This window comes from Halorhodospira neutriphila (genome assembly GCF_016584055.1).
Taxonomy (GTDB): domain Bacteria; phylum Pseudomonadota; class Gammaproteobacteria; order Nitrococcales; family Halorhodospiraceae; genus Halorhodospira; species Halorhodospira neutriphila.
This window is the reverse complement of record NZ_NRSH01000018.1, coordinates 1-24,947: the sequence shown is the minus strand read 5'-3', so window position 1 is coordinate 24,947 and position 24,947 is coordinate 1. Positions and strand designations below refer to the sequence as shown.

Genomic DNA, 24,947 nt, shown 5'->3' with positions numbered 1-24,947 from the left:
GCCACGGCGGTGACGTTGGCGCGCTCGGCGCGCCGGGCCAGGGCCGCCTCGCCGCCGGCCGCCCCGGCCTCCGGCAGCGCCTCGAGCGCCGGGGCGAGCTGGCCGACGACGGCGTGGAGGCCCGGCGTCGGCGGCTCGGTACCGTCGCGCAGCGACGCCAGGGTGGCCTTCACCGCGCCGCAGTCGGTGTGCCCGAGGACCACGATCAGCGGCACCCCGAGCTCGTCGACGGCGAACTCCAGGCTCCCGAGCACGCTCGATGGGGCCACGTTACCGGCGATCCGCACGGTGAAGAGCTCGCCGAGCCCCTGGTCGAAGACCGCCTCGACGGGCACGCGCGAGTCGGCGCAGCCGAGCACCGCGGCGAAGGGGGCCTGCCCGGCGGTCAGCTCGGCGCGCCGCCGGGCGTCCGCCCGCGCGCCCGGGGTATCGGCGGCGAAGCGCGCGTTGCCGGCGCGCAGGCGCTCGAGGGCCTCACTGGGAGAGATCATGGCAATCGCCCTCCTCCTCTCGGTGGCGTGGTCGCCCGGGGCTGAGTCGCTATAGTGGTGGCAGCCGGGTCACAGTTCTTTTCCCCTCCTTGAGGGGCGGCGCAAGGAGACTGCCATGCTAGCGGCCCCGACCAGCCTGCAGCTTGCCTTCCGCCAGCTCGACGAGCAACGCCGCCGGGCCGCGCTCCTCTGCGACACCCTCGGCCTCGCCCCCCAGCGGACCCCCTACGAGCGCGTGGCCACCGGCAGCCCCGCCGAGCTGCGCCGCTTCGCCCCGCCGCGCAGGGACGCCCCGCCCGTGCTCCTGGTGCCGGCCCCCTTCAAGACGGCGGACATCTGGGACCTGCTGCCGGCGGCGAGCGTCGTCCGCCGCTACCTCGAGGCGGGCTACCGCGTCTACCTGCTCTCCTGGCCGCCTATCGAGGAGACGCCCGAGCACTGCCGGCTCGGGCTCGACGACTACGCGGCGGGGATGCTCGGCGCCGCGGCCGAGACCGTCCGCGCGGAGACGGGCGCCGAGCGGATCGCGGTGACCGGGCACTCGCTCGGTGGCACCCTGGCCGCCCTGTTCAGCGCCCGCTACCCCGAGCGCGTCCGGGCGCTGACCCTGCTCGCCGCGCCGCTGTGCTACGGCCCGGCGGCGGGCGCCTTCGGGCGGCTGGTGGCCCTCATGCCCTCCTTGCGCCCCCTGATGAGCGACGACGCCCCGATCGCCGGCTCCCTGCTCAACTACATCAGCGCCTCGGCGTCGCCGCAGAGCTTCGTCCTCTCGCGCGGCGCCGACTGGCTGGCCAGCCTCGCCCACCCCGAGCAGATGCGCCTGCACCTGCTCGTCGAGCGCTGGGCGCTGGACGAGCGCGCCCTGCCGGGGCGGCTGTTCAACGAGATCGTCGAGCGGCTCTACCGCAGCGACGGGTTCATGAGCGGCGAGCTGCGCATCGCCGGCCGCGCCCTCGGCCCCGGCGACCTCCAGGCCCCGGTCATCGCCACCGCCAGCGCCGGCTGCGATATCGCCCCGCCCGAGGCCATCGCCCCGGCGCTGGAGCGGGCCGGCCACGGCGCGTACCGCCTCGTCCGGCAGGAGGAGGAGCCGGGGGTCTCGATCCAGCACCTCGGGGTGCTCGTGGGCCCGCGGGCCCACGAGCGGGTCTGGCCGCAGCTGCTCGAGTGGCTGCAGGCGCAGCACCCCTGAGCGGGGCCTAGCAGCGGCCGCGCAGCCGCTCGATGAGCCGCTCCGGCGCCGTGTCCAGGGCCAGGAGCTCGCGGTCCTGCTCGCGGATGAAGCCCTCGGCGATCCCGCGCTCGATGAACGCGCCGAGCCAGTCGAAGTAGCCGCAGACGTTGAGCGCGCCGCAGGGCTTGCCGTGCATCCCGAGCTGCGACCAGGTCAGCACCTCGAAGAGCTCCTCCACCGTGCCCAGGCCCCCGGGCAGCGCCACGAAGGCGTCGGCCATCTCGGCCATGAGCGCCTTGCGCTCGTGCATGGAGCCGACCACGTGCAGCCCCGGCGCGCCCTCGTCCGCCTTCTCGCGGGCGACGAGGTAGCGCGGGATGATGCCGTTGACCTCGCCGCCGGCCGCCGTGACCGAGGCGGCGAGCGCCCCCATCATGCCGTTGCCGCCGCCGCCGTAGACCAGGCCGATCCCCTCGGCGGCCAGCGCCTCGCCGAAGCGCTCCGCCGCCTGCCGATACGCCGGGCGCTGCCCCGCGCTCGAGCCGCAGTAGACACAAATCCGGTTGATCCGGCTCATCTCCTTGACTCACCTCCGTGATTACCAAGCCTCAAGGCGACGGGCCGCCGCCCGGGGGGCGGCGGCGTCAGCCGCGCGCCAGGCGCCGGTTCAGCGCCCACACCGACAGCGGCGCGAAGAGCGCCGTCAGCGCCACGGCCCAGGCGAGGGAGCCGAGCACCGGCGCCGCCACCGGGCCGCCGAGGAGCAGCCCCCGCACGGCGTCCGTGAGCACGGAGACCGGATTGGCCTGGACCACGCCCTGGAGCCAGCCGGGCATCGTCGCCACGGGGACGAAGGCATTGCTGACAAAGGTCACCGGGAACAGCGCCGTAAAGCCGAAGAGCTGGACGTGCTCCGGGTCGCGCGCCACCACCCCCACGAGGACCATGATCCACGACGCCGACAGCGCGAAGAGCAGCAGCAACGCCACCATGGCCACGACTGCCAGGATAGACGAATCCGGCCGGAAGCCGAGGAGGTAGCCGACGCCGAGCAGCAGGAGGATGCACAGCGACTGCTTGGCCAGGTCGGCGACAATCCGCCCCGCCAGGGGCGCCCAGCGGGGGATCGGCAGGGCCCGGAAGCGGTCGAAGATCCCCTTGGTCAGGTCGGTGTTGAGGCCGTGGCCGACGTAGACCGTCACGAAGACCAGGTTCATGACGATGACGCCGGGGAGCATGTAGCTCAGGTAGTCGTCCGGCGTCCCCGAGATGGCCCCGCCGAAGACGTAGAGGAAGAGGACCAGGAAGAGGATCGGCTGGATGCTGTAGTCGCCGAGCTCCCACGGGTTGTGGCGGACCTGCACGAGGCTGCGCCAGGCCAGGGTCAGCGTCTGCTGCAGCGCCCTCACGGTGCCTCCTCGCGCGCCGCGGCGCGCCCGGTCAGGCTCAGGAAGACGTCGTCGAGGCTGGCGCCGCGCAGGGCCAGGTCGTCGACGGCGATGCCGGCGGCGTCGAGCCGGCGGAGGACGGCGGGCAGCGCCTCCGGGTCCGGGACCCGGGCGCTGAGCCGCTGCCCCTCGGCCGTCGGCTCGGCGCCGACGACCGCCGCCACCTCGGCGGCCGCCCGCTGCAGGTCCTCGGCCTCGCGGACCGTGACCACCAGGCTCCGGCCGCCGACCCGGGCCTTGAGCGCCTCGGGGGTGCCGCTGTCGATGATCCGGCCGCCGTCCATGACCGCGATCTCGTCGGCCAGGGCGTCGGCCTCCTCCAGGTACTGCGTGGTCAGCAGCACCGTGGTCCCGGCGGCCACCAGGGCGCGCACCCGCTCCCAGAGCTCGCGCCGGGCCCGCGGGTCGAGCCCGGTGGTGGGCTCGTCGAGGAAGAGGATCCGCGGCCGGCCGACGAGGCTCACGGCGAGGTCGAGGCGCCGGCGCATGCCGCCGGAGTAGGTCTTCGCCGCCCGGTCGGCGGCCGCCTCGAGGTGGAAGTCGGCGAGCAGCTGCGCCGCCCGCTCCCGCGCCCGGCGCCGCGGGAGGCCGAGCAGCCGGGCGACGAGGAGCAGGTTCTCGCGGCCGGTGAGCTTCTCGTCGACGGAGGCGTACTGCCCCGTCAGGCCGATGACCTCGCGCACGCGCTGCGGCTCCCGCGCCAGGTCGAAGCCGGCCACCGCCGCCCGGCCGGCGTCGGGCCGGATGAGGCTGGCGAGGATGCGCACCGTGGTGGTCTTGCCCGCGCCGTTGGGGCCGAGCAGGCCGACGACGCGGCCGGCGGCGACGTGCAGGTCGACGCCGTCGAGGGCCACCGTCTCGCCGTAGCGCTTGGTCAGCCCCTGCGCCTCAACCGCCCACGCCATGGAGCCTACCGCTGACGATCCAGTGCCGGTCGCTCGCCGCCTCCACCGCCAGCGCGCCGAGCCCCGCCGCCTCGAGCTGGGCACGCACCTCCTCGGGCGTGAAGGCGGCGCACAGGGAGTTGTAGAAGTCCTCGCGGAGGATCGCCGGCTCCTCGGCGGCGTAGGTATCGACGATCGACTGCGCCGCCACCGCGCTCTCCGGCCGGGAGAGGTCCATGACCAGCACCGCCGCCCCCGGGCGGGCGTAGCGGCGCACCGCCTGCCAGAAGGGGCCGGGCTCGGCGAGGTGGTGGAGCAGGCTGTTGCTGACCACCGCATCGTAGCTCGCCGCGGGCAGCTCGAGGCGCTGCAGGGTGCTGCAGACGAGCTGCACCCGGCCGGCGAGCTCCGGCTCCCGGGAGAGCGCCCGGGCGCCGAGGGAGATCATCTCCGCGGCGCCGTCCATGGCCGTGACCGTAAGCCCCGGGGCGCGGCGGGCGAAGCGCAGCGGGATGTCCGCGGGGCCGCAGCCGAGGTCGAGCATCGTCCCCTCGGGCTCGCCGAAGCGCTCGACGAAGGTCTCGACGAAGCGGCTGTTGGGCTCCTCGAAGTCCGCCTGGGCGTAGGCGAGGGCCTGCTCGGCGCCGTCCATCAGCTCAGGCTCGGGGATTCGCTCCATGGTCGCTCCTGTCCGGTGGGTAGAGGGGGTGTGGCAGCTCGTGCCGGGTCACCGCACCCGCCGCCGCGCCGCGCTCCGGCGAGACGGCGACGCTGAGCAGCCGCCCGGCCGCCGGCTCGGCGAGGCTCAGGTGGCCGCCGAAGCAGGCGCCGGTATCGAGGTCGACGTGGCCCGCCCGGCAGCGGACGCGCTCGGTCGGCGTGTGGCCGCAGAAGGTCACCGCCCCGTCCGCCGGCGCCGCCGGCAGCGCCTCGCCGCCGCGCGCCAGCGCCCGGCTCCAGAGCAGCGGCAGCGCGAAGACGCCCCGCGGCTCGCACCAGGCCGGGATCGAGGCGCCGTCGAGCCGCTCCGTCTCGGCGTCGCTCAGCGGCGCGCCGGTGTGGACGTCGAGCAGCTCGGCGTGGACCACCCGGAAGCGCTCCGCCCCCGTGCCGACGAGGCGCACGTGGGGCACCTGGGCGAGGCGGCGGGCGTAGTCCCGCAGCGCCGGCGACGGCCCGTCGGCGCCGAGGTGCGGCAGGGCCCACTCGCCGCCGTTGTCCATCCAGAGCCGGTAGATCGGCTCCAGGCCGCCGGCGGCCTCCAGCCCCTCGGGCCAGTGCGGCGGCTCCGCGGAGGCGTCGAGGACCACCAGCGGGAAGAGGTCGTGGTTGCCGAGCACGGGGAAGAACCAGGGCTCCTCGAGCAGCGCCAGGCAGCCCTCCGAGTCCGGCCCGCGGTCGACGAGGTCGCCGACGCTGAAGAGCCGGTCGCGCCCGGGGTCGAAGGCGGCGCGCTCGAGCAGCGCCTCCAGGGCGGCCCGGCAGCCGTGGAGATCGCCGACGACAAAGTCCCGCCCCGCAGGGTTGGGGCCGTGGTGCGCAATCCGGATCCGCTCCGGCGTGTACGGCATGGTGAGCGACTTCCTCCTTCCTCAAGGGCGCGGCCCTCAGCGCGGGCCGCCTGACCTAGACGGCGGGGCCCTCCCCCGCCGGCATCAGCACGGCCTCGACGGGCCGCCGCAGGGAGCGCGGCATCCGCGGCCCCCGGCCGAAGCGCACGACCAGGTCGGGGCTCACGCCCCCCAGGCCGAGGGCCGCGGCCAGCTCCGGGCGCACCTCGGGCGCCTCCACGGGCTGATTCAAGAAGGCGGTGCGGATCCCCATGGCCGTCGCCTGAAGGGCGAAGCGCTGGTATCGCCGGCCCGCCTCCACCCACGAGGCCCAATCGTCCCCCGCGGAGCAGAAAACCGCCAAGCCCGCCGAGCTGCGCACCCAGCGCGCGTACTTCTCCCCCTCCGGCCCCGGCCGCAGCAACGCCCGGAAGAGCCGCCTGCCCAGCCAGCGCGGCACCGGCGGGCTCCCCACCGCCCGGGCGGCGAGGCCGTCCCCCGTGCGCACGGCCTCGCGGTCGCTGAACCGGATCCAGCGCTCGAGCTCGGCGACGAAGGCCGGGTCCCGGATCTGCCGCCCGCCCGCGTCGACTATGCACTCGAGCGTCCGCTCCACGTCCCCACGCCCCGTCACCAGGGAGAGCCCGCCGCCGGCAGCGCCCTCGAGCCGGCGCAGCTCCGCGACGGCCAGGGCGCGCCCATCGTACACCGCGCGCGTGCACTGGCGGTGGGGGATCGCCCGGGACAGCGCCGATACCGCCGGCTCGGCCGGCTCGAGGAGGATGCGGATGGCGCCCCCCTGCCCCTCGGGCACGGGCTCGGCGCTCGCCGCCCAGCCGAGGGCCCGCGCCGCTTGGCAGAGGTTCTCCGCGGCGCAGCCGAGCGAGACGTAGAGGTGGTGGTCATCGGGGTCCACCACCGGCGTCCGCCGGGACCAGTCGGGCAGGATGGCGAGGCCGTGCGCCTCGAGGCGGAACCGCCAGCACTGGGTGTTGTGGCCCGACGGGGCCAGGGCGGCGCAGCGGACGAGCTCCCTCAGGAGCGCCGCGCGGTCCGCCCCCCGGGCCGCCTGCACTGGCCGCCAGACGCGCTGGAGCGCTGCCTCATAAGCGTCCACCACTCGCTCGGCCCCCGGCTAAGGCAGTGGCCCGGCGCGCTGCCGGCGTCACTCCGGCTTCAGCACCAGCCGCCCCGGCTCCACCTGCACGCCGGCGGGCACCCGGGAGAGCAGCTGCCCGGTGGCGCTGCCCTCGGCGAACTCGTAGACGGGATTCTCCTCGAGGTAGCGGCCGACGGCGGCGACCAGGGGCCGCGCCAGCGGCGTCACCGGCCCCTGGAACCAGCGCGAGTCGATCTCGCCGCCGACCAGCTCGAGCTCGCGGACGTAGACCGCCCCCGCCTCGCGGTCGTAGTCCGGCAGCCCGCGCAGCCGCAGCTGCATCGCCGCGGACTCCCGCCCGCCCAGGGGCAGCGCGAGCTCGGCCTGCCCGGCGAGATCCAGCTGCACGCGATCCGGCGCCTGCTCCGGCCCCAGGGTCACATCGGCCGCCCGGAGGGAGAAGTCGAAGGCGGCCACGGGGCTGTCGAGGTGGAGCTCCTGCAGCGGGCCGAGGCGCTCGTCGAGGTACGCCTGCACCTCCTCCTGCCCCGCCACGGGGTACTCCATCAGGCTCGCGCAGCCGGCGAGCAGCAGCATCGGCACAGCCGCCCACGCCGCAGCCCGCCGGATACGGCCCCTCTCACGCCCTCGGGGGACGCTGAAGCGCTTGGCTTCGCCCATGCGGATCGTCCTACTCGGTGCCTAAAAGGAAAAGCATAGAGGGGGGCCGAGGGATGGACAAGGAAGGCGGCCCGCGGGCGCCGGAGGTCCCTCTCCGGCGCCCGGGCGAGCCTGCATTCGGGCAGGGCACCGCGGCATCGGCCTCCCTGCCGCCTCTCGCCCGGCCGAGAGGGGCTCCGTCCGTGGAGCGCCCCCGCCGGGGCGGCGGTTCCCCGCCGAATGCAGCGCCAGATTACCCCTGCGTAGAACGCTGGATTAAGCAGGGGGCTCCCACCGCTCGTTCGGATCTCTCTGAGCATCAGGAACCGCATCTTACCCCCTCGAGTGATAGCATAAGGGGCTCCTTGGAGAGCGACGACGGCACGGCCGAACAGGTCCACCGCTGGGTGCGCCCGCTGGAGGCGGGGCTGGGGCCGCGCCCCGGCGGGCGAGGGGGCAGCCGAGGCGACGGAGGCGCAGGGATGAGCGGCGAGGAGCGGGTGCAGCGGCGCATGCGCACCGTGGAGGCCGCCGTCGGCGACTGGTGGTGGGCCCTCGTCGCCGCCCACCCCGCCCTCGGCCGGCGGCCGGTGCCGGGCGTGGAGTGGCTGGCGCGCGGCTCGAGCGCCGGGCGGGCCGACCTCCAGCGCTGGGTGGTGGCCTTCAACCGCCCCCTGCTCGCCCGCGAGGACGGCTACCGCACCCTCCTGCCGGAGACGGTCGTCCACGAGCTCGCCCACCTCGCCGCCTTCCACCTCCACGGCAGCCGCGGCCACGACCGCCACTGGCGCGCGCTCATGGCCGAGATGGGGCTGCCCGCGCAGCGCACCCACGGCCTCGACGTCACCGGCCTGCCCGGCGTGCAGCGGCGCTGGCGCTACCGCTGCGCCTGCGGCGAGCACGCCCTGAGCACCACCCGGCACAACCGCATCCGGCGCGGCACCCAGCGCTACTACTGCAACCGCTGCCGCGGGGAGCTGGTCCGGGCCGAGGAGTGAGCCTCAGATCAGCAGCATCGCGTCGCCGTAGCTGAAGAAGCGGTACTCCTGCGCCACGGCGTGGCGGTAGGCGGCCATCACCGCCTCGTAGCCGCCGAAGGCGCTGACGAGCATCAGCAGGGTCGACTCGGGCAGGTGGAAGTTGGTCAGCAGGGCGTCGACGGCCCGGAAGCGGTAGCCCGGCGTGATGAACAGCTGCGTCTCGCCGCTGAAGGGGGCCAGCGCCCCGTCCGCCGCGGCGCTCTCCAGGGCGCGCACCACCGTCGTCCCCACCGCCACCACCCGGCCGCCGCGCTCGCGCGCAGCGCGGACGGCGGCCACCGTCTCGGCGCCGACCTCCAGGCGCTCGGCGTGCATGGCGTGGGCGCTCAGGTCCTCGTGCTCGACGGGGGCGAAGGTGCCCGCCCCGACGTGGAGGGTCACGCGGGCCGTCTCCACGCCCCGGCCGCGCAGATCCTCGAGCATCGCCTCGTCGAAGTGCAGCCCGGCAGTCGGCGCCGCCACCGCCCCCGGCCGCTGGGCGAAGACGGTCTGGTAGCGCTCCCGGTCCTCGGCATCGTCCGCGCGGCGGATGTACGGCGGCAGCGGCACGTGGCCGACGCGCTCGAGGTACGCCCAGAGGTGCTCACCCAGCCCGTGGAGGCGCAGCCGGAAGAATCGCCCCTCGCGGCCGGCCACCTCGGCGCCGACGCCCTCGGGCAGCTCGATCGCCGCCCCGACCCGCGGTGCGCGGTTGGCGCCCAGGTGGCAGAGCAGCACGCCGGCCTCCGGGTCCTCCACCCGCTCGATGAGCACCTCCACCCGCCCGCCGGTGGGCTTGGCCGCCTCCAGCCGGGCGGGGATGACCCGGGTGTCGTTGAGCACCAGGAGGTCGCCGGCCTCGAGGTAGGCGGGCAGGTCGGCGAAGCGGCGGTCCGCCAGCGCCCCGCTGCCCCGGTCCAGGACCAGCATACGGCTGGCCGTGCGCTGCGCCGGCGGCCGATGGGCAATCAGCCGCTCCGGCAGCTCGTAGTGGAAGTCGCTGCGTCGCCACTCGGTGGTCACCGTCGCCCCCTGCTGCTGCCCCGCTGCGCCCTGCGCGCCGCGGTGGCGCGTCAATCTAAGCGGAGCGACGTGCCGATCACAAGGCTTGGGCGGGCTCCCTTGAGGGGTCTAAGAGGCTGTTTACCATCGGTAGTTGGTGCCGGGAGTGGGATTCGAACCCACATGGCCGATGGCCACTCGATTTTGAGTCGAGCGCGTCTACCCGTTCCGCCATCCCGGCTTATGAGGTAAAGATTCTACCACGCGTGCCCGCTGCGGCCAGCCGGGGGGAACAAACTCAAGCCGTCTCGGTTTTGCGATCTTTAACAAGTAGTTACTCTATAGGGGGTTCCCCCGCGCTGGCGGGGATAGGCCGTAGTCCGTCTCCGTGTGCTCGCGGTGGACGGTGGTTCCCCCGCGCCCGCGGGGATAGGCCCGAGCAAGCGCGACCTGGGCGCCGCGATCGAGGGGTCCCCCGCACCCGCGGGGATAGGCCTCTATGCATATGACATATGCTGACTCCAAAGGAGGAGCCGTGGAAGAGGAGCGCACTGTCCAGGTATTCCGCAACGGGCGGAATCAGGCCATCCGGATCCCGCGGGGATTCGAGCTGGATTGCGATGAGGCCGTGCTCCGACGTGAAGGGGACTACCTCATCCTCGAGCCTGTCCGGCAGCGGAAGGGGCTGCTCGCGGTCTTGGACCGCCTGGAGGATCTCGACGAATCCTTCCCCGACGTGAAAGCTGGGCTACCGCCTAACGATCCGGTCGAGCTCTGATAACGTGATCCCTGGACCGGGCCGGATGTCTGGACCATGGGGGCCTCAGGGCGCGGTGAACCAGTCCTCGAGCGCGAGGCTGGGCACCGCCTCGAAGTGGCGGGTGTTGCGCGTAACGAGAGTGCAGGTACATCAGGCCTGCCCAGCGAACGGATCGCGGGGCGGGCTCGCGCGATCGGCCTCGCGAATCGCTTCCAGGGCCTGGAAGAAAGCCTCGTCCTCGATGCCGTCGGGATTGGTGACACTGCCGTCGGCGTGGCGCTCGAGCCGCTCGAGCCAGGCGTGGAGCGGGTCGCTCGCGGGCGGCTCGGCCGGCGCCGCAAGCCCGCGGCGCAGCAGCTCCTCGACCACGTCCTTGAGCCGGCGATCCGACTGCGCGGCACGCACGCGGATGTCGCGCATCAGATCGTCCGGCAGCTCCAGCGTCGTCTTTATTACCCTGTTCCCATAATAATGGTTTCATGGATACTCTAGGCGATCCTTGGAGCGCGCGGAAGGCGTTGGCATGCCGTCTGTAAACGAGGCTCAGGGGGAGACCTCCCGCTTCCCCGACAGCTGGCGCGGGCGCCTGCAGGCCCTGGTCAGCGCCGCCTGGTTCCAGAACACGGTAATCGCCGTCATTACGCTCAACGGCGCCACCCTGGGCCTCGCTACCTCGGAGGAGATCGTCGCCTGGAGCCGGGGGCTGATCCCGCTGGCCAACCAGCTCATCCTCGCCTTCTTCGTCGTCGAGGTGACGCTGCGGATCATCGCCTGGGGGCGGGACTTCTTCCGCAGCGCCTGGGGGTGGCTCGACTTCGTGGTTGTCGGCATCTCCCTGGTGCCCAATGGCGGCGCCTACTCGGTACTTCGGGCGCTACGTATCCTGCGCCTGCTGCGGCTGTTCAGCTACGTCCCCCAGCTCCGCATGGTGGTGGAGTCGCTGATGCGGGCCCTGCCCGGCATCGGCTGGGTGGGGATGCTGTTACTGATGGTTTTCTACATCTTCGCCGTCATGGGCACGGAGCTCTACGGTGAGGCCTTCCCCCAGTGGTTCGGCAGCATCGGGACGAGCATGTATACGCTCTTCCAGATCATGACCCTGGAGAGCTGGTCCGAGGCCATCGCCCGGCCCGTGATGGCGGAGTACACTGGGGCCTGGCTATACTTCATTACCTTCATCCTGGCCTCGGCCTTCACCGTCCTGAACCTGTTCATCGGCATCATCGTGGATAGCATGCAGCAGATGCATGCCGACGAGAGCGCCACCCGCGAGGCCGCCTCCGAGCAAAAGGCGCATGATGAGCGCGAGGCGCTGGTGCAGCACATCGAGCAGCTGCACGCCAAGATCGACCGCCTCGAGCAGCGGCTCGCCCAGGGCGACGGGGCGGGCCATGGCGGCCGTAAAGATCCTCCCTAATACGCCTCCCGCTCCGGCGGCAGGTGCACGCGGACAGCCGAGGGTTAGACGATGCTCCGAAAGACACTCAAGATCCTGCACACCCTCGGCTCGATCGGCCTGACCGGGGCGGTCGCCGTACACCTCGTGCTCCTGGGCATGGCCCCCGGCCCGGAGGCGATCCAGGAGCACGCCGTGATCCGCAGCGCCATCGCGGAGGTCAGCGGCTGGATCCTCCTGCCCTCGCTGGCGGTGGTCTTCCTCTCCGGGCTGCTGAGCATGGCGTTCTACCGGCCCTTCCGTAACGCGGGCTGGGTCTGGCTCAAGGCCATCCTGAGCCTCAGCGTGTTCGGCAGCATCCTGATCCACGTGCACGGCACGGCGATCCGCACGGCCGAGGCCACACGGGCCGCCGCCGACGGCGAGATCCCCGTCGACCGGATCCCGCAGTACGTGCACAACGAGGCCCTGATCCTGTGGATCATCCTGCTCGTGTGCATCGCGAACGTCGTGCTCGGCGTCTGGCGCCCCCGCGCGGAGCGCTGGCTCGGCCCTCAGCGGGCGGCGCGCGGGGCCCCCGCGCAGACCACCTCCCGGCGCTCCTGACCTACGCTGAAGGGGGAGCCCCCGCTTTACGACGGGGCCGGCAACCACAACCCGCGGAGGCGGCCATGAGCGAGGCCAACGGCAAGGTGATCGTGATCACCGGGGCAGCAGGCGGGATTGGAGCGGCAACCGCCCGGCTCCTGCACGCCCAGGGCGCCCGCTTGATGCTAACGGATCGGGAAGCGGAAGGGGTCCAAGGGCTGGCCGAGGAGCTCGGCGGAGAGACTGCCGCCATGGCAGCGGACGTCTCGAGCCGGGCCGACAACCAGGCCGTGATCCAGGCGACGGAGGAGCGCTTCGGCGCCGTCCACGGCGTGTACCTGAACGCCGGGATCGAGGGGCGAACCGGCCCCCTGGAGGACGCCGACGATCGGGTCTGGGAGCAGGTCTTCGCGGTCAACGTCCACGGCGTCCGCTACGGGCTCCAGGCCGCGCTGCCTGCCCTACGGCGTGCCGGCGGCGGGAGCATCCTGATCACCTCGAGCGTGGCCGGGGTACGCGGTATAGCGAGCCTGAGCCCCTACGTGGCCAGCAAGCACGCCGTGATGGGGCTGATGCGCACCGCCGCCGCCGAGCTCGGCCCCGAGGGCATCCGCGTCAACTGCGTCAATCCCGGGCCGGTGGATAACCGCATGATGCGCTCCATCGAGGACCAGATCAGCCCGGGCCACGGCGAGGAGGTCCAGCAGGGCTTCACGGCCCGCATCCCCCTGGAGCGCTACGTCCGTAACGAGGAGGTGGCGAGCGTCGCCGCATTCCTCCTCTCCGATGCCGCCTCCGGCGTTACCGGCGCCAACTACCTGGTCGACGGCGGCATGACCGCGCAGTGATCCGGGGCGCGATCCGCGGCCGGCGCCGAATCAGGAGCGGATAACGGAGTACCCGCGGCGGGCACGGTGTGCTAAGGTACGCCCAGTTTGTAGCGGCGCTCCGGCGCCCAGGTGACCGTCCGGCGCTCCAATGATCGCGGCCCGGTGGCCTCGAACCGGTCGTGGATCGCCCCGCCAAGGCCTTTCCCCGATGCCTCCCCATCCCGGCGCTACCGCCGGCGCCTTGGCGCTGTACCCAGCAGGAGATCCCATGACCGCACCCTTTACCGAGCTCGGCCTCGACACCGAGCTGCTGCGCGCCGTCCAGGAGCAAGGCTACGCGACCGCCACCCCGGTCCAGTCCCAGGCCATCCCCGCCGTCCTCGGCGGCGGCGACGTGATGGCCAGCGCCCAGACCGGCACCGGCAAGACGGCGGCGTTTACGCTCCCCCTCCTCCAGCGGCTGCGAAACGGCAGTAGCGGCAGCAACGGTCAGCGGCGGATCCGGGCGCTGGTCCTGGCCCCGACCCGCGAGCTCGCCGCCCAGGTCGCGGAGAGCGTCCACACCTACGGCCGGCACCTGCCCCTGCGCGCCACCGAGATCTACGGCGGCGCCCCGATGGGCAAGCAGACGGCCGCGCTGCGCCGGGGCGTCGACATCGTCGTCGCCACGCCGGGGCGCCTGATCGACCACCTGGACCGCGGCAACCTGGATCTGCGCGACCTCGAGCTCCTGGTCCTCGATGAGGCCGACCGGATGCTGGATATGGGCTTCAAGCCGGCCATCGAGCGGATCCTGCGCACCGTGCCGACCTACCGGCAGACCCTGCTCTTCTCGGCCACCTTCTCGGGCGCCGTGGGCAAGCTGGCCCGGCAGTTCCTCGAGGCGCCCACCGTCATCGAGGCGGGCGGCGCCAACAGCGCCGCGGAGGCGGTCACCCAGGGGGCCTACTACGTCGACGCGGGGCGCAAGCGCGCCCTGCTGAGCCACCTGATCGACAACGGCGACTGGGGCCAGGTGCTGGTCTTCACCCGCACGAAGCGCGGCGCGGACCGGCTCGCCGAGCAGCTGGAGCGCGACGGCATCCGCTCCCAGGCGATCCACGGCGACAAGAGCCAGGGCCAGCGCGGCAAGGCGCTCGCCGCCTTCAAGCGGCGCTCGGTCCGGGCGCTGGTGGCCACCGACGTCGCCGCGCGCGGGCTCGACATCGCCGGGCTGCCGTACGTCGTCAACTACGACCTGCCCAACAACCCGGAGGACTACATCCACCGCATCGGCCGCACCGGCCGCGCCGGGGATGCGGGCACAGCGTTGTCGCTGGTCGCCGGCGAGGAGCGTGGGCAGTTCCGGGCGATCCAGCGGCTCGTCCAGCGCGACATCCCGGCCCACGTGGCCGAGGGCTTCGAGCCGGCGCCCCAGCGCTCGGCCGGCCCGCGCCGCGATACCTCCCGGCGCAGCAGCGGCGCCCGCTCCGGGCGCCGCGCCTGAGGCAGCGGTCACCGATCCCGCTGCAGCCGCTCAGCCGCCCGGCGCCGCGCCTCGCGGCGGCTGAGCGCGCCGCCCGCCCGCTTCTGCTCCAGGGCCTCGAGCCGCTCGGCCTGCATCTCATCGCCGTAGCAGGCCGCCGACAAGGCGTCGCGCCGCGGCTGCCCACGGCCCCGGCGTCGCCAGTAGCGGCGCCACCCCCACAGGGTGGCGCCCACGGCGATAGCCAGGCTAACAATGGCCGCTGCAATCACCTCGCTCACGGCGTCCCCTCCCTACCGAGCCGCCCGTAGCCATCCGCTCGCCGGCCTTCCCCGCTCCCTTGCTCCACGGCAACATCTTCGCTCACGCGAAGCGGCGCCACCAACGCCGGCTCGCGGCAACGGCGCCCACGGCCCCGCACCCCGCCACCGTTGCCCTCACGCGCCTGGAGCGGTCCAATGGGGGGCGGCACTTCCCGAGAGGCGGAGGCCCTATGGCACGCGCAAGCTCCAAGGAGGAGCCCCTCGAGGCCCGGCTCACCTCATGCGGCAGCCGCAGCGCCCAGGACCGGAAGATCCGCGAGCTCCGGGAGCTGGCCCTGCAGGATCCGCAGCACGCCGCGGCGGTGCTGACCTCCTGGCTGGCGGAGAGCGCAGGCCGCTCGAAAGGCGGCGCCGGCGCGCGCTGAGGCCAGCGACGCTCACCCTGGCACCACCTCGGCGAAGAGATCCCCCTGGGCCGTACGCGGCTGCAGCCCGGAGACGCTCACCCCGAGCAGCCGCACCGGCCGCCGCCCCGCCTCGGTCTCGGCGAGCAGCGCCGGCATCAGCGCGGCGATCTCCTCGGCGGCGGCCACCGGATAGGCCGGCGAGACCTGCCGGGTGATCGCCTGGAAGTCGGCGTAGCGCAGCTTCAGCGTCGCCGTCCGCGCCGCCAGCCCGTGCCGGGCCAGGCGGGCCGCCACCTCCTGGATCAGCGGCTCGAGCCGCTCGTGGATGACCGCCAGGTCCGCGGTGTCCTCGGCGTAGGTGCGCTCGGCGCCGATGGACTTGCGCTGGCGCCGCGGCTGGACGGGGCGGTGGTCGACCCCCCGGGCGGCGTCGTAGAGCGTGGCCGCGCGGCTGCCGAAGCGCTGGTGGAGGTCGGCGAGCCCCCAGGCGCGCAGGTCGGCGACGGTGCGGATGCCGAGCGCCGCCATCCGCTCGGCGGTGGCCGGGCCGACGCCGTGGAGGCGGGCCACCGGCTGCCGGGCGATGAAGGCCGCGCCCTGCTCGGGAGGGACGACGCAGAGCCCGTCGGGCTTGTCCTCGTCCGAGGCCAGCTTGGCGAGCAGCTTGTTATAGGAGACCCCGGCGGAGGCGGTCAGCCCCGTCTCCTCGCGGATGCGGGCGCGGATCGCCTCGGCCATGCGCGTCGCCGAGCCGGCGCAGCGCTGCACCCCCGTGACCTCGAGGTAGGCCTCGTCGAGCGAGAGCGGCTCGATGGCCGTGGCGTAGTCGGCGAAGATGGCGTGGAGCCGGGCGGTCACGGCGCGGTAGTCGCCGAAGCGCGGACGCAGGAAAACCGCCTCCGGGCAGAGCCGCTGCGCCCGGGCCGCGGGCATCGCCGAGCGGATGCCAAAGGCCCGGGCCTCGTAACTCGCCGCAGCGACCACGCCCCGCCCCTGGGGCGAGCCGCCCACCACCACCGGGCGGCCGCGCAGCGCCGGATCGTCGCGCTGCTCCACCGCGGCGAAGAAGGCGTCCATGTCGATGTGGATGACCTTGCGCGTCATGCCGCTGCCCCCAGCGCCCCCTCCTCCACTCGGCGGCTGGGGTGCCACCGCGCCGCACTTGCTGGCACGGAGAATGCATCTACCCTTTTAACCGAGGGGTCATACCGCCGAGAGGACGCTGTAAGCCCCGCCGTGGCCCCATTCACCCTCACGCACTGCACAAGGAGGATGCCTACCATGATCGAGCTTATCACCGCATCCCTGCTCAGCGCCGCCACCCTGGTCGCCGGCGCCGCCTGGCTCGCCCTCCACCGGCGCAGCCCGGAGCTCGCCGGCAGCCCCCGGGAGTGGGCCAAGGCCACGCTCGTCGCCGGCGGGCTGAGCACGGTAATGGCCGCCATCGGCGGCTCCTCGAGCGCGCTTCTCGGCATGTGGCTCGGCTAGGCACCTTGCTGGTGCAAACCAATGGGGTGTCTCAGCCAAGGAGGGAGGTGTGGTGATGGTCCACGTGAGCCATGAAGACGGAGGTGATCGCCTCGTGCTGAACGTCCGGGGGCGCCTCGATCTCGGCCTGCACGAGGAGCTCCAGCGAGCATGTGAGGAGGAAGAAGGGGCGCCTTGGCGGTTCGTGGTCGTAGACCTGCGCGAAGCGACCTACCTCGACACCTCGGGACTCGACATGCTCCTGATGCTACGCAAAAGTGCCAGCCAGCGGGGCGGTGAGGTCATCCTCCGCCACTGCTCTTACGGCGTGCGAAAGGTCCTCCAGATTACCAAGTTCCAGCACCTTTTCCGTATCGAGGACTCGCCCCCTTCCGCTCTCCTGGATGAGGTATTTCAGCCCCGCCACCGACAACTACACTGGGGGTGAGGTGCATCAACCCCCAAGACCGCCATCCGGGAGGCGACCGCCATGAGTGAGCGCGAGCACTACATCGAGAAGCTCAAGGCCCAGCTCGACGAGTGGCAGGCCGAGATCGACAAGCTCCAGGCCCGGGCCGAGGAGGCCGGCGAGGAGGCGAAGGCCCGCTACCAGGAGCAGATCGACGAGCTCAAGCGCCAGCACGAGCAGGGCAAGGAGCAGCTGCGCGAGATGCAGGAGGCCAGCGAGGACGCCTGGGAGCGCATGCGCGAGGGCGTGGAGTCGGCCTGGGAGAGCATGAACCGGGCGTTCCGCGACGCGATCAACCGGTTCCGGCAGTAATGCGGGTCGCGCTGACCGTCAACGGCGAGCGCCGCGAGGCCGAGGTCGCCGCCGATACGCCGCTGCTGTGGGTGCTGCGCGACCACCTCGGCCTGACCGGCACCAAGTACGGCTGCGGCATCAGCGAGTGCGGCGCCTGCACGGTGCACCTCGACGGCGAGGCCGTGCGCGCCTGCAGCGTGCCCGCCGGCCAGGCCGACGGGCGGGCGGTCACCACCATCGAGGGGCTCGGCGACGGCCAGGGGGGCCGGCACCCGCTGCAGGAGGCGTGGATCGCCGAGAACGTCCCGCAGTGCGGCTTCTGCCAGCCGGGCCAGATCATGAGCGCCGCCGCCCTGCTCGCCCGCACGCCGGCGCCCGACGACGCCGCGATCGACGCCGCCATGGGCGGCAACCTCTGCCGCTGCGGCACCTACCAGCGCATCCGCCGCGCCATCCACCGCGCCGCCGCGCAGGTACAGGAGTCCGAGGCATGAGCGAGGAGCGCAGCGACGGGGCGATCCGCATCAGCCGGCGCGGCTTCCTCAAGGCCGGCGCCCTCGCCGGCGGCGGCCTGCTGATCGGGCTGCGCCTGCCCGTCGGCGGGGGCGCCGCGGCCGCCGAGGCCGGCGAGCAGCGCACCGGGGCGGACGACGCCGCCTTCGCCCCCAACGCCTGGATCCGGATCACGGCCGACGACCAGGTCACGGTGATCGTGGACCGCTCGGAGATGGGCCAGGGGGTCATGACGGCCCTGCCCATGCTCGTCGCCGAGGAGCTCGAGGCGGACTGGGGGCGCATCGCCACCGAGTTCGCGCCGGCCGACCCGGCCTACGCGAACCCCATCCTCGGCCGCCAGGCCACCGGCGGCTCCACCGCGGTGCGCGGGGCCTGGCGCCCCCTGCGCGAGGCCGGCGCCGCGGCCCGCGAGATGCTGGTGGCCGCTGCCGCCGGGCGCTGGGGCGTCGAGGCGGCGGCGTGCGAGGCCCGCGAGCAGGCGGTGCACCACGCCGAGAGCGGCCGCTCCGCCACCTACGGCGAGCTGGCAGCGGCCGCCGCCGAGCAGCCGGTACCCGAGGCCGTCCTCCTCAAGGAGCGCCGCGACTTCCGGCTGATCGGCACGCCGCAGGACCGGCTCGACGCCCCGGCCAAGGCCGACGGCACCGCCCGCTTCGGCCTCGACGTCCAGCTCGAGGGGCTGCTCACGGCGCAGGTGGCGCGCTGCCCCGTCCTCGGCGGGCAGGTCCGCTCCTTCGACGCCCGCCAGGCGCAGCGCGTCCCCGGCGTGCGGCAGATCGCCGAGATCGACAGCGGTGTCGCCGTCATCGCCGAGGGCTTCTGGCCGGCCCAGAAGGGGCGCGAGGCGCTGGCCGTCGAGTGGGACTACGGCGAGCACGCCGAGCTCTCCTCGGCCGGGATCGCCGAGCGCTTCCGCGAGGCCGCCGAGGGCGGCGAGGCGGCCACCGCCCACAGCGAGGGCGACGCCGAGGCGGCCCTGGGGCAGGCGGAGCGGCGCGTCGAGGCGGAGTACGAGGTCCCCTTCCTCGCCCACGCCTGCATGGAGCCCATGAACTGCACCGCCCGCATCCAGGACGGGCTCTGCGAGGTGTGGGCGCCGACCCAGAACCAGGCCGCCACCCAGCGCGTGGCCGCCGAGGTCAGCGGCCTGCCCGAGGCGCAGGTGCGCGTCTACACCACCTTCCTCGGCGGCGGCTTCGGGCGGCGCTCCCATACCGACTTCGTCGCCGAGGCCGTGGCCTGCGCCAAGGCCGCCGGCGCCCCGGTCCAGGTCGTCTGGACCCGCGAGGACACCACCCGGCACGACCACTACCGCCCCGCCACCTACAACCGGCTCAGCGCGGCCATCGGCGAGGACGGCGGGATCCGCGCCTGGCGCCACCACATCGTCGGGCCCTCGATCATGAGCCAGAACGGCATGATCCCCGCCGATCAGCGGCTCGACTCCTCCTCGGTGGAGGGCGCCGCCGAGATCCCCTACCGGGTGCCCCACACCCGCGTCGCGTACACCATGGCCAACACCCCGGTGCCGCTGTGGTGGTGGCGCTCGGTGGGCAACTCCCAGAACGGCTTCATCCGCGAGGCCTTCCTCGACGAGGTGGCGGCCGCCGCCGGCGAGGACCCCTACGAGCTGCGCCGGCGGCTGATCCCCGAGGGCGACCGCCACCACGGCGTGCTCGAGCGCGCCGCCTCTGAGGCCGGCTGGGGCCAGCCCCTGCCGGCGGGGCGGGCCCGGGGGATCGCCGTCGTCTACTCCTTCGGCAGCTACTGCGCCGAGGTGGCCGAGGTCTCGGTCACCGCGGGGCGCGAGGTCCGCGTCCACCGGGTGGACGTGGCCATCGACTGCGGCACCGCCGTCAACCCGGAGATCGTCGCCGAGCAGATGGAGAGCGGCGTGGCCTACGGCCTCTCCGCCGCCCTCGGCGAGGCCATCACCGTCGAGCGCGGCCGCATCGAGCAGGGCAACTTCGACGACTACACCACGCTGCGCATCCACCAGATGCCGCAGGTCCGGGTGCACATCGTCGACAGCGGTGAGGACCCCGGCGGCATCGGCGAGCCGGGCACCCCGCCGATCGCCCCGGCGCTCGCCAACGCCGTCCGGGCCGCCACCGGCGAGCCCGTGCGCCGGCTCCCCCTGGCCCGGGCCGGGCTCCAGCCGGCCTAGGAGGGAGCGCCTACACGCCGTGATCGCCGGGATCCTGCTCGCGGCGGGCGACGGGCGGCGCTTCGGCGCCGGCGCGAAGCTCCTCGCCCCCCTGCCCGACGGCACCCCCGTCGCTGCCGCCGCCGCCGTCAACCTCCTGGCCGGCGGGATCGACCGCTGCCTGGCGGTGACCCGCCCCGGCGATACCGGGCTGGCCCGCCTGCTCCAGGAGACGGGCGTGCAGGTGGTAGCGGCGCCGGAGCGCAGGCGCAGCCTCGGCACCAGCCTCGCCGCCGGGATCGCCGCCGCCGGGCGCGCCGAGGGGTGGCTCATCGCCCTGGCGGACATGCCGTGGATCGCCCCGGCGACGACGGCGGCGGTCGCCGAGGCGCTGCAGGGCGGGGCGCTGCTCGCCCGGCCCCACTACCGGGGCCGCGAGGGCCACCCGGTGGGCTTCGCCGCCGCGCTGGGCGCGGAGCTGCGGACCCTGGACGGCGAGCCCGGCGGACGGCGTGTCATCGCTGCCCACCGCGATCAGCTGGCGGCGATCCCCGTCGATGACCCCGGCGTGCTGCGGGACGTCGACAAGTCCAGCGACCTGAGCGCCCCCTGGCGCCGCCCCGCCCCGTTCTCCTAGGAGCGCCACGCAAGGCGGCCTTGCGCTTGCCGCCCGCTTCGCCGAGCATGATCCTCTTGGCCCGACCACCGAGGGCGCCGGACGGCATAGAAGATGCGCCAAGGCCTGCAGCACGTCATCCACTCCAGCGGCCCCGTGGCGATGTTCCTGCGCTTCGCCGGGGTCGCCACCGCCATCTCGCTGATCGACGCCGGCGGGCTGCTCGCCCTCCACGAGGCGGGCGGCGTGGACCTGCTGCTCTCCCGGGTCTTCTCGTACACGGCGGCCATCACCGCCGGCTACTTCCTCAACCGCTACTTCACCTTCCGCACACGCACGAGCGACCGCAGCACCGCCGCGGACCTGATGCGCTTCTACGGCATCCACGGCCTCGGCGGCGCCCTCAACTACGGGGTCTTCGCCCTGACCCTGCTCGCCGGCCGGGCCGTCGTGCAGGGCCAGGGGCTCGACCTGTGGCTCTCGCTGCTCGGCATCTGGCTCGGCGGCGTGGCGGGGATGTGCTTCAACTTCTTCCTCTCCAGCCGGATGGTCTTCGACCAGGAGGCGTGAGCGCGGCACGGCCCCGCCAGCGGCCCGGAGCGCCCATCATTTCACTATTCTGCATAATGTTGCTAAATTGCCCGGGACCCGAACCGGCAAGCAGGAGGCGAAGATGACCCTGGGACTGGCCCCCGTCGACCGCGTCGAGATCCTCACCCTCCAGGACAACTACATCGACATCGTCGCCCGCGACGACAGCGACGTCGTCCAGCGGGCCCGCAGCCGCCCCGGCTTCTCCCTGGAGCGCTCGCTGTGCGCCGAGCACGGCTTCTCCCTGCTCGTCACCCTGGAGCGCGGCGGGCAGCGCCGCAGCCTGCTCTTCGACTTCGGCTACTCGGCGGAGGGGGCCCGCCGCAACGCCGAGGCCCTCGGCGTCGACCTCAGCCGGGTCGAGGCGGCGGCGCTCTCCCACGGCCACTTCGACCACACCGGCGGGCTCGCCGACATGATGGGGCGCCTCGCGCCGACGGCCGAGCTCGTCCTCCACCCGGCCGTCTACCGCGGCCCGCGCTTTACCAAGCGCGCCGACGGCCAGCGCGCCCCCCTGCCGCAGTTCCTCGAGCAGCAGCTCGCCGAGGCCGGGGTGAGCCCCGTCGAGACCCGCGAGCCCTACCCGCTGCTCGACGGCCAGGCCGCCTTCCTCGGCGAGATCCCGCGGGTCACCGACTTCGAGCAGCCGAGCGGGACGATGTGCTACGAGGCGGCCGACGGCACCGAGCACGTCGACGCCTTCGAGGACGACACGGGGCTGGTGATCCGGCTCGCCGGCCGCGGGCTGGTGGTCATCTCCGGCTGCGCCCACTCCGGGATCGTCAACACCATCCGCCACGCCCAGGCGGTCGCCGGCGAGGAGCCGGTCCACGCGGTCATCGGCGGCTTCCACCTCACCGGCATGGACGAGGCCACCCAGATCCGCCCCACCGTGGAGGCCCTGCGGGAGATCGGCCCGCGGATCGTCGTCCCCGCCCACTGCACGGGGCGCAACGCGCAGCAGGCCATCGAGCGCGCCCTGCCCGAGGCCTTCGTGCTCAACATGGTCGGCACCGCCCTCCACCTCGGCGGCTGAGGGCCCGGGCAGGCCGGCGGGCGCCGGGCCCTGGCGTACGCCGGCGAGACGGGCCACAATCGGGGCTCGGGAGAGGCTGCTTGACGGATCTCAAGCCGATGCCGACGACCGCTGCCCCGATCGACCCCTTCGGCCGGGCGATCACCTACCTGCGCCTGTCGGTCACGGACCGCTGCAACCTGCGCTGCCGCTACTGCATCGACGAGGCCACGCGCTTCCTGCCCCGCGCCGAGCTCCTCTCCCGCGAGGAGCTCGAGACCGCGGCGCGCGCCTGCGTCGCGCTCGGCATCCGCAAGATCCGCGTCACCGGCGGCGAGCCGCTGCTCCGCCGGGGGGTGCTCGGGCTCCTGGGGCGGCTCGGCGCCCTGCCCGGGCTCGACGAGCTGGCCCTGACCACCAACGGCACCGAGCTCCCCCGCTACGCCGAGGCGCTGCGCGCCGCCGGCGTGCAGCGGGTGAATATCAGCCTCGACAGCCTCGACCCGGCGCGCTTTCGGCGCATCACCGGCAACGGCCGCCTCGAGCGCGTCCTCGAGGGGGTCGAGGCGGCCCGCGGCGCCGGCTTCGAGCGCCTCAAGCTCAACGCCGTCGCCGACGCCCAGCGCCGCGGCGAGCTCCTCGCCCTCGTCGACTACGCCGCCGCCCGGGATCTCGATATCAGCTTCATCGAGCCGATGCCCCTCGGCCCCGCCGGCCGCGAGGCCGGGGGCGCCCCCTCCGCCGAGGCGGTCCGGCGAGCGATCGCGGCCGCCTACCCCCTCGCGCCGACGGCGGAGGGGACCGGCGGGCCCTCGCGCTACTACCGGATCCGCGGCAGCGGGACCCGGATCGGCCTCATCGCCCCGCGCAGCGAGGGCTTCTGCGCCGCCTGCAACCGGCTGCGGCTGACCGCCGCCGGGGCCCTGCTGCCGTGCCTCGGCCACGCCGAGGCCGTGGACCTGCGCGCCGTGCTGCGCGGCGCCCCCGGCGACACCGAGGCCCTCCACGCGGCGATCCGCACGGCGGTCGCCCGCAAGCCGCCGCGCCACGACTTCTCCGCGCCGGCCGCGGCGCCGGCCCCGATCCACCCCATGAGCCTCGTGGGCGGCTGAGCCAGGGCCCACGCTGTGGCAGTTAGGCCCGGCGCCCTTCTACGCCCGGCCGATCCGCTTTAGAGTACAGCCGCGAATACGCGTACCTACAGCTCGGGGCCGGGACTGCCCACGCTCCACGCCGGGCGGTGCCTGCCCCAGGTCAACAAGAGGCCGCCACCCCCATGGCCGGAGAGCCGGGCTCCCAGGACCTGCAGCGCCACCTCCTCGAGGCCCTCGCCGAGGGCGTCTGCGGGCTCGACAGCGAGGGCCGCTTCACCTTCATCAACCCGGCGGGGTTGAGGCTGCTCGGCTACGCCAGCGAGCAGGAGCTGCTCGGCCGCCACGCCCACTCCGTCGTCCACTACGCCAAGCCCGACGGCTCCCCCTACCCCTACGCGGAGTGCCCGAGCTGCCAGGCCCTGCGCTGCGGCCAGCCCCTCGAGGCGTGGGAGGACTGGCTCTGGCGCCGCGACGGCACCCGCTTCCCCGCCCTGCTCTACGCCTCGCCCCTGCACGACGGGCACGGCGCGGTCAGCGGCGCCGTGGTCTCCTTCCAGGACATCACCGAGCGCCGGGAGACCGAGCGGGCCCTGCGCGAGAGCGAGCGGCGCTTCCGGCAGATGGCCGAGAACATCAACGAGGTCTTCTGGCTGCGCACACACGACGAGATCCTCTACGTCAACCCCGCCTATGAGCGGATCTGGGGCCGGAGCATCGAGGCGCTCTACGAGCGGCCCAAGGACTTCCTCGAGGCGATCCACCCCGAGGATCGCCCCACCATCGAGCGCTCAATGGCGCAAGCGCAAGCCGATAACGCCCCCTTCAACGAGGCCTACCGCATCATCCGCCCCGACGGCGAGGTGCGCTGGATCCACTCCCAGGCCTACCCGGTCTTCGATGAGCACGGCCGGGCCGAGCGCCGGGCCGGCACCGCCCGCGACGTCACCGACTACAAGACCCTCCAGCACCAGCTCGAGGAGGCCCTGCACACCAAGACCGACTTCCTCAACGCCGTCAGCCACGACCTGCGCACCCCGCTCAACGCCCTGATGGGCTTCACCGAGCTGCTCAGCGGCTCCTCGCTCGACGCCGAGCAGCGCCGCTACCTGCGCCTCTGCCAGGCGGCCGGCGAGCGGCTGCTCGGGCTCGTCGACACCCTGCTCGAGCTCTCCCGGCTGCAGGCGGGCAAGCTCGAGCTCCACCGCGAGGCCTTCGAGCTGCGCCCCTTCCTCGACGAGCAGCTCGAGCTGCTGCGGACCCAGGCCGCGGAGAAGGACTTGGAGCTCGACTGGCGCGTCGACCCAGCGCTGCCACGCCACGCCTACACCGACCCGAACCGCCTCGCCCAGGTCCTGCTCAACCTCGTCAGCAACGCCGTGCAGTACACCGAGGCGGGCTCCGTGCACGTCGCCCTCGAGGCCGACGACGGCCCCGGCCGTGCCCGGGCCGCCGTGCGCGATACCGGCCCCGGCATCCCGGCGCAGGCGCGGGAGCGGATCTTCGAGGCCTTCGACCGCGCCGGGCGCAGCGACCGGCAGCAGGGCAGCGGCCTGGGCCTGGCCATCGCCCGCGAGCTCGTCGGGCTGCTCGGCGGCGAGATCGGGCTCGAGAGCGAGCCCGGCGCCGGCTCGACCTTCACCTTCACCCTTGATCTACCCGCCGCCCCCGAGGCGGAGGCCGCGCCAGCGCCGCACCCCCGCGAT

The 24,947-nt window shown here is 73.7% G+C and carries 30 protein-coding genes and 1 tRNA gene; 18 read left to right on the top strand and 13 right to left on the bottom strand.

The window, feature by feature from the left end:
- Positions 1 to 491: carbonic anhydrase (locus CKO13_RS03070; RefSeq protein ID WP_200256665.1), on the bottom strand; the 491-nt coding region annotated here is incomplete at its 3' end.
- A 115-nt stretch (positions 492 to 606) separates the two neighbouring features.
- On the opposite strand from CKO13_RS03070, the gene CKO13_RS03065 reads away from it, so the two are divergent.
- Positions 607 to 1,683 carry an alpha/beta fold hydrolase gene (locus CKO13_RS03065; RefSeq protein WP_200256663.1) on the top strand — a complete coding sequence of 359 codons (1,077 nt, stop codon included), beginning with the start codon at positions 607 to 609 and terminating at the stop codon, positions 1,681 to 1,683.
- Positions 1,684 to 1,690: 7 nt separating this feature from the next.
- Here the strand turns inward: CKO13_RS03065 and CKO13_RS03060 are convergent, their stop codons facing one another.
- The 7 genes from CKO13_RS03060 to CKO13_RS03030 all read right to left on the bottom strand — a co-directional run bounded on the left by CKO13_RS03060 (position 1,691) and on the right by CKO13_RS03030 (position 7,327).
- Complete coding sequence (locus tag CKO13_RS03060) at positions 1,691 to 2,242, bottom strand: LOG family protein (RefSeq protein ID WP_207132063.1); 552 nt, start codon at positions 2,240 to 2,242, stop codon at positions 1,691 to 1,693.
- Between the two features lie 67 nt (positions 2,243 to 2,309).
- Positions 2,310 to 3,074, bottom strand: a complete 765-nt coding sequence (locus CKO13_RS03055; protein ID WP_200256661.1) for an ABC transporter permease — start codon at positions 3,072 to 3,074, stop codon at positions 2,310 to 2,312.
- Entirely contained in the window at positions 3,071 to 4,018 is a 948-nt protein-coding gene (locus tag CKO13_RS03050; RefSeq protein WP_200256659.1) for an ATP-binding cassette domain-containing protein, read from the bottom strand. The genes CKO13_RS03055 and CKO13_RS03050 overlap by 4 nt, the downstream gene beginning before the upstream one ends.
- The gene (locus CKO13_RS03045; RefSeq protein ID WP_200256653.1) at positions 4,002 to 4,676 is read right to left on the bottom strand and encodes a class I SAM-dependent methyltransferase; all 675 of its coding nucleotides are present in this window, start codon (positions 4,674 to 4,676) and stop codon (positions 4,002 to 4,004) included. Before CKO13_RS03045 ends, CKO13_RS03050 begins: the two co-directional genes overlap by 17 nt.
- Positions 4,654 to 5,568: a metallophosphoesterase gene (locus CKO13_RS03040; RefSeq protein WP_200256652.1), complete on the bottom strand. Its 915-nt coding sequence runs from the start codon at positions 5,566 to 5,568 to the stop codon at positions 4,654 to 4,656. Before CKO13_RS03040 ends, CKO13_RS03045 begins: the two co-directional genes overlap by 23 nt.
- A 55-nt stretch (positions 5,569 to 5,623) precedes the next feature.
- Positions 5,624 to 6,664: an Acg family FMN-binding oxidoreductase gene (locus tag CKO13_RS03035; RefSeq protein ID WP_338034567.1), complete on the bottom strand. Its 1,041-nt coding sequence runs from the start codon at positions 6,662 to 6,664 to the stop codon at positions 5,624 to 5,626.
- Positions 6,665 to 6,712: 48 nt separating this feature from the next.
- On the bottom strand, positions 6,713 to 7,327 hold the full coding sequence (locus tag CKO13_RS03030) for a YceB family lipoprotein (RefSeq protein WP_200256651.1): 615 nt from the start codon (positions 7,325 to 7,327) through the stop codon (positions 6,713 to 6,715).
- Between the two features lie 461 nt (positions 7,328 to 7,788).
- Between CKO13_RS03030 and CKO13_RS03025 the strand changes: the two genes are divergently transcribed.
- The gene (locus CKO13_RS03025; RefSeq protein WP_200256650.1) at positions 7,789 to 8,304 is read left to right on the top strand and encodes a SprT family zinc-dependent metalloprotease; all 516 of its coding nucleotides are present in this window, start codon (positions 7,789 to 7,791) and stop codon (positions 8,302 to 8,304) included.
- A gap of 3 nt (positions 8,305 to 8,307) precedes the next feature.
- Here CKO13_RS03025 and queA read toward each other — a convergent pair whose 3' ends face one another.
- Together queA and CKO13_RS03015 are read right to left on the bottom strand one after the other, a co-directional pair.
- Entirely contained in the window at positions 8,308 to 9,348 is a 1,041-nt protein-coding gene (queA, locus tag CKO13_RS03020; RefSeq protein ID WP_200256669.1) for a tRNA preQ1(34) S-adenosylmethionine ribosyltransferase-isomerase QueA, read from the bottom strand.
- A 134-nt stretch (positions 9,349 to 9,482) separates the two neighbouring features.
- A tRNA-Leu gene (locus CKO13_RS03015) sits at positions 9,483 to 9,568 on the bottom strand.
- Between the two features lie 294 nt (positions 9,569 to 9,862).
- Between CKO13_RS03015 and CKO13_RS03010 the strand changes: the two genes are divergently transcribed.
- Positions 9,863 to 10,105, top strand: coding sequence for an AbrB/MazE/SpoVT family DNA-binding domain-containing protein (locus CKO13_RS03010; RefSeq protein WP_200256649.1), 243 nt, complete (start codon positions 9,863 to 9,865; stop codon positions 10,103 to 10,105).
- Positions 10,106 to 10,237: 132 nt separating this feature from the next.
- On the opposite strand, the gene CKO13_RS03005 is transcribed toward CKO13_RS03010, so the two are convergent.
- Positions 10,238 to 10,507, bottom strand: a complete 270-nt coding sequence (locus CKO13_RS03005) for a hypothetical protein (RefSeq protein ID WP_200256648.1) — start codon at positions 10,505 to 10,507, stop codon at positions 10,238 to 10,240.
- Between the two features lie 103 nt (positions 10,508 to 10,610).
- On the opposite strand from CKO13_RS03005, the gene CKO13_RS03000 reads away from it, so the two are divergent.
- From CKO13_RS03000 to CKO13_RS02985, 4 genes are all read left to right on the top strand, one after another.
- The gene (locus tag CKO13_RS03000; protein WP_200256646.1) at positions 10,611 to 11,504 is read left to right on the top strand and encodes an ion transporter; all 894 of its coding nucleotides are present in this window, start codon (positions 10,611 to 10,613) and stop codon (positions 11,502 to 11,504) included.
- A 51-nt stretch (positions 11,505 to 11,555) separates the two neighbouring features.
- A complete protein-coding gene (locus tag CKO13_RS02995) occupies positions 11,556 to 12,089 on the top strand; it encodes a DUF2269 family protein (RefSeq protein WP_200256644.1) in 534 nt (177 codons plus the stop codon).
- Between the two features lie 65 nt (positions 12,090 to 12,154).
- Positions 12,155 to 12,919 (top strand): SDR family NAD(P)-dependent oxidoreductase, encoded by a 765-nt coding sequence (locus CKO13_RS02990; protein WP_200256641.1) that lies wholly within the window; start codon positions 12,155 to 12,157, stop codon positions 12,917 to 12,919.
- A gap of 250 nt (positions 12,920 to 13,169) precedes the next feature.
- Positions 13,170 to 14,387 carry a DEAD/DEAH box helicase gene (locus CKO13_RS02985; protein WP_200256639.1) on the top strand — a complete coding sequence of 406 codons (1,218 nt, stop codon included), beginning with the start codon at positions 13,170 to 13,172 and terminating at the stop codon, positions 14,385 to 14,387.
- An 8-nt stretch (positions 14,388 to 14,395) separates the two neighbouring features.
- Here the strand turns inward: CKO13_RS02985 and CKO13_RS02980 are convergent, their stop codons facing one another.
- Positions 14,396 to 14,647 (bottom strand): hypothetical protein, encoded by a 252-nt coding sequence (locus tag CKO13_RS02980; RefSeq protein ID WP_200256636.1) that lies wholly within the window; start codon positions 14,645 to 14,647, stop codon positions 14,396 to 14,398.
- A 212-nt stretch (positions 14,648 to 14,859) separates the two neighbouring features.
- Between CKO13_RS02980 and CKO13_RS02975 the strand changes: the two genes are divergently transcribed.
- Positions 14,860 to 15,054 carry a hypothetical protein gene (locus tag CKO13_RS02975; RefSeq protein WP_200256634.1) on the top strand — a complete coding sequence of 65 codons (195 nt, stop codon included), beginning with the start codon at positions 14,860 to 14,862 and terminating at the stop codon, positions 15,052 to 15,054.
- 12 nt (positions 15,055 to 15,066) lie between these two features.
- On the opposite strand, the gene dinB is transcribed toward CKO13_RS02975, so the two are convergent.
- A complete protein-coding gene (gene dinB / locus CKO13_RS02970) occupies positions 15,067 to 16,140 on the bottom strand; it encodes a DNA polymerase IV (RefSeq protein WP_200256633.1) in 1,074 nt (357 codons plus the stop codon).
- A 177-nt stretch (positions 16,141 to 16,317) separates the two neighbouring features.
- Between dinB and CKO13_RS02965 the strand changes: the two genes are divergently transcribed.
- The 10 genes from CKO13_RS02965 to CKO13_RS02920 all read left to right on the top strand — a co-directional run.
- Positions 16,318 to 16,524: a hypothetical protein gene (locus tag CKO13_RS02965; RefSeq protein WP_200256630.1), complete on the top strand. Its 207-nt coding sequence runs from the start codon at positions 16,318 to 16,320 to the stop codon at positions 16,522 to 16,524.
- Between the two features lie 55 nt (positions 16,525 to 16,579).
- Positions 16,580 to 16,951, top strand: coding sequence for an STAS domain-containing protein (locus CKO13_RS02960; protein ID WP_242467860.1), 372 nt, complete (start codon positions 16,580 to 16,582; stop codon positions 16,949 to 16,951).
- Between the two features lie 42 nt (positions 16,952 to 16,993).
- Positions 16,994 to 17,284 (top strand): sll1863 family stress response protein, encoded by a 291-nt coding sequence (locus tag CKO13_RS02955; RefSeq protein ID WP_200256626.1) that lies wholly within the window; start codon positions 16,994 to 16,996, stop codon positions 17,282 to 17,284.
- Entirely contained in the window at positions 17,284 to 17,760 is a 477-nt protein-coding gene (locus CKO13_RS02950) for a (2Fe-2S)-binding protein (protein WP_200256625.1), read from the top strand. Before CKO13_RS02955 ends, CKO13_RS02950 begins: the two co-directional genes overlap by 1 nt.
- Complete coding sequence (locus CKO13_RS02945) at positions 17,757 to 19,949, top strand: xanthine dehydrogenase family protein molybdopterin-binding subunit (protein ID WP_200256624.1); 2,193 nt, start codon at positions 17,757 to 17,759, stop codon at positions 19,947 to 19,949. Before CKO13_RS02950 ends, CKO13_RS02945 begins: the two co-directional genes overlap by 4 nt.
- Positions 19,950 to 19,968: 19 nt before the next feature.
- Positions 19,969 to 20,565, top strand: a complete 597-nt coding sequence (locus CKO13_RS02940) for an NTP transferase domain-containing protein (RefSeq protein ID WP_200256623.1) — start codon at positions 19,969 to 19,971, stop codon at positions 20,563 to 20,565.
- A 93-nt stretch (positions 20,566 to 20,658) separates the two neighbouring features.
- Positions 20,659 to 21,114 (top strand): GtrA family protein, encoded by a 456-nt coding sequence (locus tag CKO13_RS02935; RefSeq protein ID WP_200256622.1) that lies wholly within the window; start codon positions 20,659 to 20,661, stop codon positions 21,112 to 21,114.
- 103 nt (positions 21,115 to 21,217) lie between these two features.
- Positions 21,218 to 22,171: an MBL fold metallo-hydrolase gene (locus CKO13_RS02930; protein ID WP_200256621.1), complete on the top strand. Its 954-nt coding sequence runs from the start codon at positions 21,218 to 21,220 to the stop codon at positions 22,169 to 22,171.
- Between the two features lie 80 nt (positions 22,172 to 22,251).
- The gene (moaA, locus tag CKO13_RS02925; RefSeq protein ID WP_338034566.1) at positions 22,252 to 23,262 is read left to right on the top strand and encodes a GTP 3',8-cyclase MoaA; all 1,011 of its coding nucleotides are present in this window, start codon (positions 22,252 to 22,254) and stop codon (positions 23,260 to 23,262) included.
- Positions 23,263 to 23,426: 164 nt separating this feature from the next.
- The coding region (locus CKO13_RS02920) for a PAS domain S-box protein (RefSeq protein WP_200256618.1) at positions 23,427 to 24,947 on the top strand (1,521 nt) is incomplete at its 3' end.